Source organism: Pseudolactococcus hodotermopsidis (assembly GCF_011170085.1).
In the GTDB taxonomy this organism is placed as follows: domain Bacteria; phylum Bacillota; class Bacilli; order Lactobacillales; family Streptococcaceae; genus Pseudolactococcus; species Pseudolactococcus hodotermopsidis.
In genome coordinates this window covers 13,448-28,413 of sequence record NZ_BLLI01000003.1, presented here as the reverse complement: position 1 = coordinate 28,413, position 14,966 = coordinate 13,448, and the positions used below count along the sequence as shown (strand labels likewise).

Here is a 14,966-nt window from a genome sequence, read left to right as displayed (position 1 = left end):
AAAAAAATGTGGGCTAAAATCATGAATTTTTGGTATAATTTTCATAAAGAGATTCAGCTAAAATGGAGGTAAACACTATGAAAAAGGTTATCATGAATGTAAGCGGCAGAGTTCAAGGCGTGGGTTTTCGCTTTGCCACCTATCAACTAGCACTAAGCCTTGACATCAAAGGAACAGTTAAAAACGAAGACAACGGTTCAGTCACGATTCAAGCACAAACCGATAAAACACTAAACATGCAAACATTCATCAATGAAGTCCGAAAATCGCCCGCAAAATTCGGTAGAGTCGACTATTTGGATGTTAAATTAGCTAATTTTCCAGATTTTAAGAAGTTTACAATGTTGAACTAACTAGCCAAAGAAATTACGCTTAGTTCTTTTGGCTAGTTTCAGCTCCCACCTCAATCTCAGTCTTTAAAATCTCAATATTTTCGATAAATATTTGATGATAATCATCTCACGAAAAACAGGAATATCCTCCTCAGATAAGCCTCTTACTCTGTAATATTCAGCAGTTTTTGGCAACACGCCTTTTTTAAATAAGTTCGCAAAAATCCCAGACATAGGCTTAGTTGAAGTATCAACCAAACTATCAAATTTATCGTAAAACTTTCGTTTTTTATTAATCATAGTATCCTTATTATAACACAAAACCTCTCAACTAAAATGCTAGTTGAAAGGTTTAATTATTACAAATATTTAGCCATTATGCCATTTGCTACAAATGGCTTGTTCATGGTATAGATATGCACACCGTCCACACCTTGTGAGAGAAGTTCATCAATCTGCTGACAAGCATACGCCATCCCTGCTTTTTGCAAATCTTCGGGCGAGTCTTTGTATTTATTGATAATTTTAATCAATCTTGTCGGTAAACTAGCGCCGAAAAAAATCATCCGCTCCGCCTGTGATTTTTGGAGTACTGGCATAATACCTGCGGCTATCGGCACCTCAATAGCCGCGTTTTTCACGGCATCATTTAACCTTAGAAACTTATCATTATCAAAGAAAAGCTGACTGACAAAAAAGTTAGCGCCCGCATCGTGCTTAGCTTTAACATGGTCAATATTTTCCCTCTCAAACGGACTATCAACATGCCCTTCAGGATAAATCGCCGCTCCAATATCAAAATCGCCTGCTTTTTTGATGTCAGCAATCAACTCATGCGCATAGTGGTAAACGTCAGGAAAATCAGCACGACAGGCATTTGCGGGAACATCGCCACGCAAAGCAAGAATATTTTTGACATTTTTTGCCTTGATGTCAGCAAGAATCTCGGTAATTTGCTCAGGATTATTGTTAATTGACGTCAGATGGTGCATTGTCTCAATGCCATCATCTTTCTTGATTTTTTCGGCAATCTCAAGTGTCTTATTCTCACGACCGAAACTCCCCATAGCGCCATAAGTTACGCTGATAAAATCAGGCTTTTTAGTCAAACCTGCAACTGTCTTATAGATTGTTTCAACACCCACATTCGTTTTTGGCGGGAAAATCTCTAGCGAAATGACCGATTGATGTTGCGCATTTTTTTCTTTATAAATATCTGTAATTTTCATAACTCTATTTTAACAAATTTTGTTATTCTTTAAAACTTGTTAAAATGAGCGATTTGTTATAGTTATTTCTTATAACAAAAAACAACTGATTTTCACCAGTTGAATGCTTGCAGTATTTTCATATTCCAACGGACTTCTTTAGCATAAAAGATATTCCCGCCATTTTTGTAAAGTTTACCTTTGTTGAACAAAAGCGAATTGACTGTGACATGATAATATGCTTCGCCAGTCATATTACCAAGACTTGGTGCAACGACATCTTTAGAATAAATTTCAGCTAACTTCAGCGTATTCACACCGCCATTCTCAGCGATATAATCAACATAAGCCTTACCAAAATTATAAGCTTGAACCCCTGTCCAAACGTCAACATCACGCTCATGTGCGTACTCTAGCATCTCCGTCAGATTGTTAATGCCTTGATGAATGCTCTCCTCTTCGGTCTCAATCTCTTCCTCAGTGGACTCGGTCGACTGCATCACATCCGTGCGCTGCCCCTTGGTTTCAGTATAGATAATAGCGAGTACCAACTCACGATTACCTGAAACATCATGTTTTTCAAGGGTTTGTGTCACAAAATCATCATATTTCATAACTGCTTTCACATTTTCATGTGTGCGATAAATCCAAAAACCAGTCCCCAAAATGACGATTAGGAGGAACAGATTTCTAATAAATTTAAACAAAATTCCCCTCCTTTTGTCACTATTCTCTTACCATTTGTTTTTAATTTCTTCGATATTTTTAATCAAAATCGAATAAGTTCCGTCATCATTTTGGATAAATTCAACTGTTTCTGCATCCTCGTAAAGACTTTGCGGCACAGTCATCTCAATGCCATTTGACAGCGAAAGTTTCTGATTGGCTAACTGCTTCTCGATTTTCTCCATAGGCATTTGCTCAAAATTGACTTTTTCGGGAATTTCTTCCTTGACTTTGTCCTTAAATGCCAAACGGGCTGTCAGATTATCAGCAAAAAGCTGGTCTGCAAGCACTTCTGGATTGAGATTATCCTGTTTTTCGACCGCATGAAAAACCGCATTTTGCACCTTTTGCGAGAAAGCAAAATCATCGTCATCATAAGATTTAGCAACCGTTTCAGCTGTTTTTTTAATCGCTTTAATCGCTTTTTTGACAGAAATTTCAGGTTTTTCCGCAAGCAGATTTTCTGAAAAATAATTGTAATTTTTACCATTATATTTGATACGTTTTTCTAACAAATGGTAAGCTAAAGTCACACGATTGACAGCAATTGCCTCATCAGCAGCACTGCCAGCCCCAGGCAATGACGACTCGCTCTTGCGAATTTTGATTTGACCATTTGCCAAATCGAAATCATGCGAAAAAGAATCACGCAATGACAAGCGAATAAAGGCAAAATGCGGTTGCGTTGCCAATTCATAATCGACAAAAAGCAAGTCATTTTGCTTTTGTTTTTCAGACAAGACAAATTCTTCCCGCCAAAAATTAGCAACAGCCACCGTTGCGGGAATAAAATCATCCGTCACATGTGACAAAAATTGATTTTCAGCCGACAAAACACCACGTTTGGCATCATCAGAATAAATTTTCTCAACTTTTTTGGTCACATAGTCCAACATCACAGGTGTCAATTCCATCAGATTTTCCGAAAAAGTTATCTCAGGATTGCCTGGGTCAAAAGCGTGTAAAATCGCCTTTTTAATATAAATATCCATTATCAATAAAGCGGAAATTGATCAGTCAAAGCAATCACATCAGCTTTGATTTGGTCAAGAATCACTTGATTATCTTTATTTTGGAAAGCTCGAATGATAAATTCAGCAACCTTGACAGCCTCATCTTCCTTGAAACCACGCGACGTCATTGCCGCTGCACCAATTCGCACACCAGAAGTTTTAAAGGGACTCAAAGTTTCATAAGGAATCGCATTTTTATTCAAAGTAATAGACACAGTGTCCAATAAGTTTTGTGCCTCTTTGCCGTTAATACCAAAACCTGTTACATTAAGCATGAACATATGGTTATCAGTTCCGCCAGAAATCACGCGCATTCCCGCTTTTTCAAAAGTATCCGCCATTGTTTTGGTATTCTTGATAACTTGTGCTTGATAAACCTTGAAAGCAGGGTCAAGCGCCTCTTTAAAAGCAACCGCTTTGCCTGCAATAACGTGCATGAGTGGCCCACCTTGAATACCTGGGAAAATAGCCGAATTGATTTTCTTTGCCAAGTCTTCGTCATTTGTAAGAATCAGACCACCACGCGGTCCACGGAGCGTTTTGTGGGTCGTAGACGTTGTAATATCAGCATATGGGACTGGGTTAGGGTGCAAACCAGCCGCAACCAAACCAGCAATATGCGCCATATCAACCATGAGTTTCGCACCAACAGCATTCGCAATATCACGGAATTTAGCAAAATCAATCGTGCGAGAATAGCTAGACGCGCCAGCCACAATCAATTTCGGTTGCACTTCTTTAGCCTGTGCCAAAATCTGATCGTAGTCAAGTAATTCTGTTTCCTTGTCAACATTATAACCGACAAAATGATACGTTTTTCCCGAGAAGTTGACAGGCGATCCGTGAGTCAAATGCCCACCAGCAGCGAGGTCAAGCCCCATTACCGTATCACCTGGCTCAATCAAAGCCAAATAAGCCGCAGCATTGGCTTGTGAACCAGAATGTGGCTGAACATTGGCAAACTCAGCACCAAAAAGGGCTTTGGCACGGTCAATAGCAAGCGTTTCAACAACATCAACACACTCAGTACCACCATAATAGCGTTTACCAGGATAACCTTCGGCATATTTATTAGTCAAAAGTGTCCCTTGAGCTGCCATAACAGCTTTTGAGACAACATTTTCAGAGGCAATCAGCTCAATATTTTGTTGCTGACGTTTTTCTTCGGCATGAACCGCTTGCCAAAGGTCTTGGTCATATGTTTCGTAGTTAGGGTTGTCAAAAATCATGTGTGAATTACCTCGTTAATTTTTTTTAATGTGATTGCGCCTTGGCGCAAAATTTTAGGTGTCGCGCCCGTCAAGTCGACAATCGTCGAATCAAGACCAGAAATACTGTCATCAGCTACCAAAATCGCCGCAATCTTGCCGTCAAAATCAGCCAGCACTTCTTGTGCTGTTTTGGGGCTAGGCTTGCCTGTCAAATTGGCAGACGGACCGACTAGCGTTCCTGTTTGTCGTATAATATCAAGCGTTACAGGTGTTTTGGGTACGCGAAAACCAACAGTTGTTAAGCCATTATTGACCAGTTTCGGCACATTTTCATTAGCCTCTAAAATCATCGTTAGACTGCCAGGCATAAATTTATTATACAACTTTTCCAGATATTTTGGGTGATTTTGTGAAAAAATTTTCAAATCTTCGTAACTGGCGATATTTAAGTTGAGCATATGGTCGAACGTTCGGTTTTTGAGCTCGTAAATTTGCCTAACTACCTCATCGTTTTGCGCCAAGCCAAATAAACCATAAACTGTTTCGGTTGGTAAGGCGACAAGTTGACCAGACTTGATAAGCGCAACCGCTCTTGCTAAGTCCTTAGCTGATAATAACTCAGTCAATGGCAATCATCCTGTCCTTTCCAGATAAATCTTGCAAAACACGCACACGTTTTTGGGGAAAATGGTGCTGAAAAAGCTGACTGACTGACTGACCCTGTAAATAGCCAATTTCCAGATAGAGCTTACCCGTTTCTGTCAAAAATTGACTGGCATTTTCAGCCATTTTTTGATAAATGGCTAAACCGTCATTTTCCGCAAATAAGGCGAGATGTGGCTCGTACTCTAGCACGTTTTTTGCCATATCAGCTTTTTCAAAATCTGCAATATAAGGCGGATTTGACACGATAATGTCATATTTTTCTGAAATATGACTGAAAACATCTGATTGGATGAAAGTAAGATTTGAAATCTTAGTTTTTTCGGCATTTTGAGCAGCTAATTCTAAAGTTTCTGCTGAAATATCGGTCGCTGTCAGTTGCCAAGTCGGCTGATGTTTGCCGAGTGACAGGGCAATGACACCCGTCCCTGTCCCAATATCTAGCACTTTTAACCCTTCTGTCGCATTTTCTGCCAAAATCAAGTCAACCAATTCTTCTGTTTCGGGTCGCGGAATCAAGGCACGTCTATCAACAGTGATAGTCAAGCCGTAAAATTCAGTCTCGCCGACAATATACTGGGCTGGTTCATCTTTTTGCAACCGTTTGAAAATCATTTTCATGAAATTTTCATCTTCAGCTGAAATTTCGGTATTGAGCAACATGACAAAGTCTGTATAGGACAAATTCCGCGCATAACGAAAGACATAGCGCAACTCCTCAGGGCGCGTCAACTGCTTTTCATAAGTCTGGAAAGTCTGCAAATAAGTCATAAATTCTCTCTCAAAGCCACTTGAAGTTTCAGCTGTAAAGTCGTTTGGGGCAAGGTGTCATAATCTTTTTCAGAAAAATACGTCCAATTTTCTGAAAACTCATCAATTTGAACTAACATGACTTGCCATTTCTGGTGCGTAAAAATATGCGTGACAGGTGTTATTGTCAATTGTTTTGCATTTGCAAATTGCGCTGAAACGCCGTCATAAACAGCATCCCACGAGTCAAATTCAAGCAAGGGAAAGGTCCAAAAATTTGCCAGTAAACCCGTTTTCGAGCGCTGTTCATAGGCAAGATGACCATTTTTCTCAGAAATCAGTGCTGCATAAAATTTCTGTCTTTGCTTGACTTTTTTAGATTTGACTGGAAAATCAAGCTCCGTGCCATCTTGAAAACTCAGATTAAAGCGTGCAAATGGCGATGTGGCAAGCGTTGGCGTTTTCGCATTCATCAAGGATGTTCCTAGGTCCATAATCGCTTGATTAAAATCGCCAGGTCGCACAGGATCAACAATTGGCGCAATAAGGTCATAAAAAATTTTTCGAGATTTTGGCTGGGCAATATCCGCCTCAATTTTAAGCAGACGTGAAAACACACGAAACATATTACCGTCAAGTGCTGGGACAACTTCACCAAATGAAATACTGGCAATAGCTGCTGCTGTGTAAGGGCCGATACCTGCTAGAGTTTGGAGTGCTTGGCTCGTTGTCGGAAATTGACCGCCGAAATCTGCCATAATCTGTTGCGCCGCCTTTTGCATATTGCGCACACGTGAATAATAGCCCAAACCCGACCAAAGTTTTAGCAAGACTTCTTCATCTGCTGCCGCCAAATCTGCGATAGTTGGTAGTTCTGCTAGAAATCGCTCATAATAGGGAATGACCGTTTCAACTTGGGTTTGTTGGAGCATAATTTCGCTGACCCAGACGTGATAGGCGTCCGTATTCTTCCGCCAAGGCAAATGGGGCCGACCACTTTCGTCATACCAATCAAGCAACGTTCTCCGAAACTCAGCCACCATTTCCTGAGATAAATGCCAGCTCGTCACTGTTTCAAATCCTCAAGTTTCTGCGTTTGGTCAAAAAGAATCAGCGCATCAATCACTTCGTCAAGTTTGCCCGACAAAATCGTGTCCAGTTTCTGCAAAGTTAGCCCGATACGGTGGTCTGTCACGCGATTTTGCGGAAAATTATAGGTGCGAATCCGCTCAGAACGGTCGCCTGTCCCAACGGTTGACTTGCGCATCTCGTCATTTTTATCCTGCTCAATCTGCGCAAAATGGTCATAAACGCGAGCATTGATGATTTTCATCGCCTTATCGCGATTCTTTTGCTGATTGCGCTCCTCTTGCATCTCGACCTTAATCCCCGTCGGCTCATGCACAATCCGCACGGCTGTTGCCACCTTATTAACATTTTGCCCACCAGCGCCCGAGGCATGATAGATGTCTATCCGCAAATCTTTTGGATCAATGTCAATGTCGAAATCTTCGATTTCGGGCATAACAAGCACCGTTGCTGTTGACGTGTGGACACGCCCTTGTGTCTCTGTTTTTGGCACACGTTGTACCCGATGAGCGCCACTCTCATATTTAAGTTTGGAATAAACACTGTTGCCTGAAATCATGACTGACACTTCTTTGATACCACCAATTTCTGTGACATTTGATTCCAAAATTTCAAATTTCCAGCCTTGATTTTCCGAATATTTTTGGTACATAGCTAACAAATCGCCCGCAAATAATGCCGCCTCATCGCCACCTGCTGCACCTCGAATTTCGAGGATAATATTTTTATCATCATTGGGATCTTTTGGCAAAAGTAAGATTTTGATGTCTTCTTCAAGTTGTGTTTTCTCATTTTTCAAGTCTTTGAGTTCTTCCTTGAACATGTCAGATTCTTCCGCATCAAGACTTGCATCTGACAACATGTCCTCAGCATCAGAAATGCCTGTCGTAACAGCAACATAGCGTTCGTAAGCAGCAACTGTTTCACGCAATGCTGCCTCTTCTTTAGATAATGCCATGAAACGCTTGGTGTCGCTAACAACCTCTGGGTCACTGAGCAGACCACCTAATTCTTCGTAGCGGTCAGCCATAATCTGTAATTGATCGAACATTTTATCTCATTTCTTTCATTTTTTCTAGGTCGGGATTGAGCCAATGCTTGCGACAAACAGGCAGATAAGTCTCGTTGCCACCGATTTGAATTTGACTGCCTTCATAGACTGGTTTTCCGTTTTCGGTGCGGAGAACCATGGTTGCTTTTTGACTGCAAAACCAGCAGATTGTCTTGATTTCTTCGATTTTATCGGCGAGGAGAAGTAAATATTTGCTCCCCTCAAATAACTCGTTTTGGAAATCATTTTTCAGCCCGAATGCCATAACTGGCACATCTAGTTCGTCAACAATTCTAGCAAAGTCATAGATATTTTTTTTGCTGAGAAATTGTGCCTCATCTATCAAAATGCAGTAAGGTTTGTCAGGAAGCTTAGCCACATAATCAAAAATATCAAACGTCTCATCAATCGAGACAGCATTTTGGCGCATGCCAATACGCGAACTGACCACGCCAATCTCATCACGATTGTCAAGCGCGCTTGTCATGATAACGACGGGCTTCCCCTGTTCCTCGTAATTGTGCGCAACTTTAAGAATCTCAATTGATTTGCCACTGTTCATCGTGCCGTATTTGAAGTACAATTTTGCCATTCGTTCATTTTCTCTTTCAAAAAACGCTATCTCATCAAAAATAGAGAGCATATACTCTCTATTATATCATGTTTATGTGCTTTTTTTGTGGGTTTCGAGTAAAATTTGAGATTAAGGGCATCTCTATCCTCACTCACTAGACTGGTTGTGATGTTCTTGATTAATAATTTAACTAAGAATTTGTATAGGGCACCTCTAAAAACTGCTTTTGTTCATTTTTAGATAAAATTTTCTTAGGCTAGGAAATCCGACGAAGGCTTGCTGGTGCAAGTCGAGGAGGAATGACGACGACTAAGGAAATTTTAGCAAAAATGGGCGAATTTGAGTTTTTAGAGATGCCCTATAATCTTTCGATTGATTAGCCACTGGCAAAATTGCCAGTTCAAATAGGAATTTCGTCACATTTTGAACCAGTTCATTTTCAATCACTCGTTCCTCTCTATGGACTGTCATAAAGTCAGTTTGTAGACTTAAAATAGACACTTCTAAATTTCAATATCAGCCAATCGTACTTCTAACAATCAAGGCTAATCTATCAACAAATTCTTTAGAAAATGCCCCTTTAAATTGCCCTTTCCTCGCCCTCAAATCAACCGTTTTATATTGATTGCACAAAGCAAAGCCATGAACAACTTGTTCCTCAGGCACTTTTTGTATCAAAGGATAATCAAGCCACTTCTTTTCTGTGCCGTACTTCTCAACACTAGAAATGGGAATAACAACCCGCATCTTTGTTCCTCTATTGTAGAGGTCATTACTCACAATCACTACTGGTCGAAAATTGCCTTGCTCACTTCCAACAACAGGGTTAAAATCGACCATATAAACTTCGCCGTATTTCATCAACTAACCCAATCTCCTACAAAATCTTCTAGCATACGATCTGTTTCTTCAAGTTCTACCTGACCATATTTTCGATAATAATTTGCTAATTCATTTTGCACATCTTTTTCTGATTGAAGATTGTCCGCATTATCAATTTCAATTTTACCATCAGCCAATACCATAAAAACCACCTTACTACCAGTCTTGATATTAAGTAATTGACGGATATTTTTTGGAATCGTCAATTGACCTTTAGAAGATAGGGTTGCCTCCACCTTAGTTTGAACTCGCATTATCTTTCTCCTTACATTTTCTTTACTTCATTATAGCTCAAAGTAAGGAAAATGTAAAGAAGTTTACTGCTTTATTTTGGTTAAATCAATAATTTTTTAAAACATTCTATATCATAAACTGCCGTATTATCCATCTCACAGCATCTCTTTCACTTTTGTTTCAATAAAGGTAATTTCATGATCATCAAGTCCGTATTTTTGATAGAAAAACTGGTCGATTTCAGCGATTGATTTTTCCCATGGCACATCTGAGTTTGCTGTGAAGTCTTGGAGGGGGACATGCGCCCATTTGAATGGAGGATTATCTTGGGTAATTTTCAAAATTCCAAGTAAACTCCTTGCAAACTTTGTTTTGACATAACTCAATAAATTTTCTGCTTCTAATTCTGTATCAAAAGCGCCAATAGAAATAAAGGTAGGCGTTGCAGAAGTGAGCGGCGCACCGATGAGCGGCGCACTGAGAACTTCTCCAATTGCCCCACTACCATTTGCTTTAGGGACAAATACTTTGTATTTTTCAATATTATTTGATTTTTCATAGCGAGGTGCCATATATTTCTTTTGAATCCAGCGATAAACTCGTTTAGATTGATAAAGTCCGAGTATTTTATAATAATTATCTTTATCTGCAGGTTCTTCCTTCAAGAAAACAGCATCCAATGATTCAAAAGTAGATGATTTTAATTCATATTCTTCATTTGCACTCAAAGTTGTAACATCTGGATACTTTATCTGTATCTGTGCAAGCCTCATTCGGACTGTCTCTGGATAATCTTTTAAAAATTCATCGTTAAATTTCAAATCCGAACGCCCGCCAAAAATAATCGAAGGTAAATTTTTGTCTAGATTATCTTCAAATTTTCTAGATAAACCATTTAAAATTGGGTCTGGAACAAAAGTCTTAATTGCTCCAAAATCTTTTTTAGAGTCTCTATATAAAACAGCAACCCCACCTTTTATATCTGTATTTGGAAAAATTTCACTAGAATTTTGAGCAAAATATTTAACTTTTAGATGTTTATCATTGAGCATTTTTTGATTCCAAGGTTTCGGAGTCAAACCTCCATTAAACAAGAATCTCGCTGGTGTAATCAAACAATATTTATCTGCAATCTTTTCTGCTACATCATAAAAATAATGATAGAGAGCTTCCCCTTTATTATTATTTGCCTGATTTTCCTGATAAGGCGGATTGCCAATCACAACATCAAATTTCATATTATCAAACACCTTTTCTACTTTTTCCTTGCCTTTTTCTGGACTTTTTTTAATCGTTTCGACAAAATCCTCAATACATTCAACATTCATCTCAAAATCTCGATACCCCGCAAGGGTCCGTTCGGTAATCGTTTTCGCCATTGGCGTTTTGGCAATCGCATAGATATTTTCTTTGAGAATTTTTCGATAAACTTTATCTGCATCAAAATGACTGTCATCATTGGCATTAAGCACTTGATAATATAAGCTCATCGCCGCATGAAGTGGATAAAGTCCTGTCTTGGTATTAATTTCAAGAATTTTGCTCACAGGCGTATAGACAACTTTCGTATCGTCTTTATCAACCCAGTGTAAACTAGAGATAGCATTACCAGTCGTTGACACAAAATCATCATCGTAAAAATTCAAGCCACCAATGGTTTTAACAAGTTGCAGATTGACCACACGCCATGGTGTCAAAACCGTTTCTTTATCGGGATTTTTAAAGCTAGAAAAAAGTTCAGCGATACGTTCAGCACGCTCGATAAAGTCCAATTTATCATAGGATTTAGCACGTTGACGAATTAATCTTCCTGCCTCGATAAAGACTTCCGCATCATAATACTGGGAAATGTCCTTAAACATGCCTTTAGTAAATCCCTTAGGCATAAATTCTTGCCAAGACTTATCATCCACTTGTTTCGTAAAATCTGCTATCGTAATATCTTTGGAAAGCTCAACTTGCATGCCGTAAATCATCATCGGGATACGGATAGAGACACCACGCAAGATAGAAATCATGGTTTTGCGCTGTTTTTTAGCAGCATTGATTTTCTCTATCAGTTCCTTTTCTTCTTTAGTCCGCTTGCGTATTGGTTTTTGCTTAGCTTTTTCTCCCTTATCGTATTCTTCGTCAGTCAAGCCATTATCAGCAATCACGATGTCAGATACTTTTTTCTGTCCTTGCGTTTTACCGACAATCGTACTCAGATTTTTAAACATCTCAGCATCGCCTACGGTCAAGGTCAGCAATTTATCATTATAGAGACTATCATCTTCAAAGCCAGAACGGACGGCTTTCTCAGCATAGACCTTTTTAAGCTGTGTCAGCATACTATCAACATTAAAAGTTTTCATACCAGTATCAGAACTACCCAGAATCGGCATAAAGTTCAACAAACGTGTCATGGCATCTTTTTGTTCTTGGGTGTTTTTCTTACCAACATCCGAGTTGATTTGCGCACTTTCAGCCATAACGGACAAGGCACGGTCTGGTGCAAAATCAAAGATATAACAATTTTTCTTCATGCCTAATTTTTCATGAGAAAATGGTGTTTGTGCTCGAAAGGCTGCCTGAAGATAATTCATGGCGCTAGTCGTATTTGACAAGAAAAATACTGCTGTCCACTCAGGAATATTCACACCTGTTGTCAATTTACGCACAGTCAACGTAATCGTCTTAGTTTGGCTAGGGTCTTTTGTAATCGCATTTCTAACCTTATCCAAATCGTTTTGACTAGCTACTTCATCATCACCGTCTTTCACAACATTGATAATGTCATACTCCTGTCCAAAAATCCGATGCGCTTTCAAACATTTTTCAAACGCTGCCGCCTCTTTGACACCTGGCAATAACCAAAGTGTGTGTCTTAATTCCTCACGATATTCTGGTGTTGAAAATGGATAATTTGATAACTTGTCTGGATTAGTCAGATTATCCAAAAAAGCCGTCACGTCATTAAAATGTACCAAATCACCATTATCATCTACGCTAAAAAATTCTCGGAAGTTAAAGGCTTTTGATTCATCTGCATAATGTTCTTTATGCCTCATATCAAAAGTGAACATCGAGACCTTGGGCAAGCCCTCGTAAGGATTAGGCTTATCTGGACTTTCAAGCGACCATTTGAGTTTCGCCGTCTGCTCCATGGTATAATCCCATGTATAAACTTGGCTCTCTTCGTATTGGTCAAGGAGGTTAAAGGGCGTGCCTGAAAGCTCAAGCGTTTTTGTCTTATCTTTTTTAAGTGTTTTTAAAACCTCTTCTGCAAGCGCCGTTTGCGTGCCTTCATGAGCTTCATCAACAATAATCAAATCCCAGTCAATATCTGAAAACTGCCCAAGATTGGCTTGTCCATTGCCATACCTAAGTAACTGGATAGAGGCAAAATAAATAAAGGGTTGGTTGCCTGTTTTGAGTTTTTCTAAACGTTCACCTTTATCATATGAACCGAAAAAATAGCCCGAATCCGCCATTTTCATCTTGTTAAAATCTTCAAACCATGAATCTGAGACAACAGGACGGTGGGTCATAATCAGTACTTTTTGAAATTGCTCTTCTTTTACCAGTTGCAAAGCAGTCAGCGTTTTCCCAAAGCGCATTTTGGCATTCCAAAGCATTTTGTCCTTTTTCTTAAAGGATTTTTTAGTTTTCGCAACCGCAGCATCTTGCTCAGGACGCAGTGTAATGTCATATTCTGATTTTGCCTCAGCAATTCCTTGAAGTGCTGATTTCCCCTCTTTAACAGCTTTTATAGCTGATTTTGCCGTTTCAACATCAACAGGATAAAACTCATTTCCTTGACCAAATTCTTTTGGACTATATCCCGAACGTTTTAATACTTCATGAACATCGTAATCTCTAAAAAAGCGCTTTTCTATTTTAGAGTAAGCAAGTTCTGCCCAATGAATGGTATAAGGTACACCCGCCCTATTCATATAAGCACGAACTGTATTATCTGCGGCTTTTTGCAAATCTTTACTATTAGGAGACTGGTCAATTTCAAAATCTTCTATTGAGGCATCACCAATTTTTTCATAGCCATCATATTGCGACCACTTACCGCTTTGAATATAAATTAGTTTTCTCTCAGCAGTTTGATAACGTTTTTCAGCCTCTGGCTCCAAAAAATCCAAATAAGCTGTTTGAATATCTGTATCTGTATACCTCTTGACATACCAAACAAGAATAATAAAGATGTGATTAAGCGCTTTTAAAGCATTTTCCTTTGTCGCCTCTTGTGAATTAATCACATGAGCTGCTTTATTTCCTATTCCCTTAATACTATAAAATCCATCTAAAATATAAGATTCGATATTATTTTGTTTGAGTTCAGAGAGATAATCATTAAACGTCGAACGTTCAGGCAAAATAATATTTTCCTGTTCCGCGGTAGAAAATGCAACTTTTTTAGCCATTTTCCCGACTTTAGTCAATGTGCCCTCATAATCTTTTTGGATATAATTTTGTTCAGCAAAATTAGCTGTTTCAAAAAGAATAGCTGTATCCGTCTCAACCATCAAAAATTCAAAATTTGATGTCATTTACTTTCCCTCCAATTGGTAAACTTTCTGTATATCAATGATTGTAGCTATTATTTTCTTTTGTTCAGTATCGTCGCCCTCTAGGTCAAATAAACTTAATTGTCCCTCTGAAATGCCTGATTCTAAAGTAATTTTCTCATTTAACAATTCCGCAAAAGAAAATTCAACCCTTTCCACTTTGCTTGCACTTCCCTTGACTCGTCGCCACTCATTAAATACGATAGGCGCACCGGTTTCAGGATGACACTTTGTTAAAGTATTACCACGAACAATATTTTTTTGGATAAGAAAATAAGCAGACTTATAGATGTCTTTTCTACTATTCAATTTTTGACCAAATGTTTCTTCATACCAATCTAAATAATAAAGAAACATCCGATAACGAGCAATCTCAAGATTATCTGCCAAAAATTCAATACCATAAATAGATGACAAAGCAAAAAGTGATTTTGTTTGCCAATATTTTGGACTGAAAGTCTCTTTAACACCTACTAATTTTCGCTTTAAAATCGCTACAAGAAAATTTCCATCTCCTGCTGCTGGCTCTAAAAATGTTTTCGTCACATCGTAAGTGTCTTCTTTCACACCTTGAATATCTAACATTTTCTCAACCATCCAACTGGGCGTGAAAACTTCTCCATGTTTTTGAACACGATGCTTACTTTTAATTAGACGTTTATTCATATGAGAGC

At 38.8% G+C, this 14,966-nt stretch carries 16 protein-coding genes; 1 reads left to right on the top strand and 15 read right to left on the bottom strand.

Annotated elements, in window-relative coordinates; all coding sequences use genetic code 11:
• The first annotated feature begins 77 nt into the window (after window positions 1-77).
• Entirely contained in the window at window positions 78-353 is a 276-nt protein-coding gene (locus tag Hs30E_RS00990; protein ID WP_172207326.1) for an acylphosphatase, read from the top strand.
• 63 nt (window positions 354-416) lie between these two features.
• Here the strand turns inward: Hs30E_RS00990 and Hs30E_RS00985 are convergent, their stop codons facing one another.
• The 15 genes from Hs30E_RS00985 to Hs30E_RS00915 form a co-directional block, all read right to left on the bottom strand.
• Window positions 417-632 (bottom strand): hypothetical protein, encoded by a 216-nt coding sequence (locus Hs30E_RS00985; RefSeq protein ID WP_172207325.1) that lies wholly within the window; start codon window positions 630-632, stop codon window positions 417-419.
• Between the two features lie 59 nt (window positions 633-691).
• Complete coding sequence (locus Hs30E_RS00980) at window positions 692-1,561, bottom strand: methylenetetrahydrofolate reductase (RefSeq protein WP_172207323.1); 870 nt, start codon at window positions 1,559-1,561, stop codon at window positions 692-694.
• Window positions 1,562-1,653: 92 nt separating this feature from the next.
• Entirely contained in the window at window positions 1,654-2,247 is a 594-nt protein-coding gene (locus Hs30E_RS00975; RefSeq protein WP_172207322.1) for a lysozyme family protein, read from the bottom strand.
• A 27-nt stretch (window positions 2,248-2,274) separates the two neighbouring features.
• The gene (locus Hs30E_RS00970) at window positions 2,275-3,258 is read right to left on the bottom strand and encodes a nucleoid-associated protein (RefSeq protein WP_172207321.1); all 984 of its coding nucleotides are present in this window, start codon (window positions 3,256-3,258) and stop codon (window positions 2,275-2,277) included.
• Window positions 3,259-3,260: 2 nt separating this feature from the next.
• A complete protein-coding gene (gene glyA, locus Hs30E_RS00965) occupies window positions 3,261-4,508 on the bottom strand; it encodes a serine hydroxymethyltransferase (protein ID WP_172207319.1) in 1,248 nt (415 codons plus the stop codon).
• Window positions 4,505-5,116: an L-threonylcarbamoyladenylate synthase gene (locus Hs30E_RS00960; RefSeq protein ID WP_172207316.1), complete on the bottom strand. Its 612-nt coding sequence runs from the start codon at window positions 5,114-5,116 to the stop codon at window positions 4,505-4,507. The genes glyA and Hs30E_RS00960 overlap by 4 nt, the downstream gene beginning before the upstream one ends.
• On the bottom strand, window positions 5,109-5,924 hold the full coding sequence (gene prmC, locus Hs30E_RS00955) for a peptide chain release factor N(5)-glutamine methyltransferase (RefSeq protein ID WP_172207313.1): 816 nt from the start codon (window positions 5,922-5,924) through the stop codon (window positions 5,109-5,111). Before prmC ends, Hs30E_RS00960 begins: the two co-directional genes overlap by 8 nt.
• Window positions 5,921-6,946, bottom strand: a complete 1,026-nt coding sequence (gene mutY, locus Hs30E_RS00950) for an A/G-specific adenine glycosylase (protein ID WP_172207381.1) — start codon at window positions 6,944-6,946, stop codon at window positions 5,921-5,923. Before mutY ends, prmC begins: the two co-directional genes overlap by 4 nt.
• 23 nt (window positions 6,947-6,969) lie before the next feature.
• Window positions 6,970-8,043 (bottom strand): peptide chain release factor 1, encoded by a 1,074-nt coding sequence (gene prfA, locus Hs30E_RS00945; RefSeq protein WP_172207311.1) that lies wholly within the window; start codon window positions 8,041-8,043, stop codon window positions 6,970-6,972.
• A gap of 1 nt (window position 8,044) precedes the next feature.
• A complete protein-coding gene (locus Hs30E_RS00940) occupies window positions 8,045-8,635 on the bottom strand; it encodes a thymidine kinase (RefSeq protein WP_172207309.1) in 591 nt (196 codons plus the stop codon).
• Between the two features lie 291 nt (window positions 8,636-8,926).
• Complete coding sequence (locus tag Hs30E_RS00935; protein ID WP_172207308.1) at window positions 8,927-9,088, bottom strand: hypothetical protein; 162 nt, start codon at window positions 9,086-9,088, stop codon at window positions 8,927-8,929.
• Between the two features lie 45 nt (window positions 9,089-9,133).
• Window positions 9,134-9,478, bottom strand: coding sequence for a type II toxin-antitoxin system PemK/MazF family toxin (locus tag Hs30E_RS00930; RefSeq protein WP_228461961.1), 345 nt, complete (start codon window positions 9,476-9,478; stop codon window positions 9,134-9,136).
• Complete coding sequence (locus Hs30E_RS00925; protein WP_172207304.1) at window positions 9,478-9,753, bottom strand: AbrB/MazE/SpoVT family DNA-binding domain-containing protein; 276 nt, start codon at window positions 9,751-9,753, stop codon at window positions 9,478-9,480. Before Hs30E_RS00925 ends, Hs30E_RS00930 begins: the two co-directional genes overlap by 1 nt.
• Window positions 9,754-9,888: 135 nt before the next feature.
• A complete protein-coding gene (locus Hs30E_RS00920; protein ID WP_172207302.1) occupies window positions 9,889-14,274 on the bottom strand; it encodes an Eco57I restriction-modification methylase domain-containing protein in 4,386 nt (1,461 codons plus the stop codon).
• Complete coding sequence (locus Hs30E_RS00915; protein WP_172207300.1) at window positions 14,275-14,958, bottom strand: DNA methyltransferase family protein; 684 nt, start codon at window positions 14,956-14,958, stop codon at window positions 14,275-14,277. It lies immediately after the preceding gene.
• Between the last annotated feature and the right edge of the window lie 8 nt (window positions 14,959-14,966).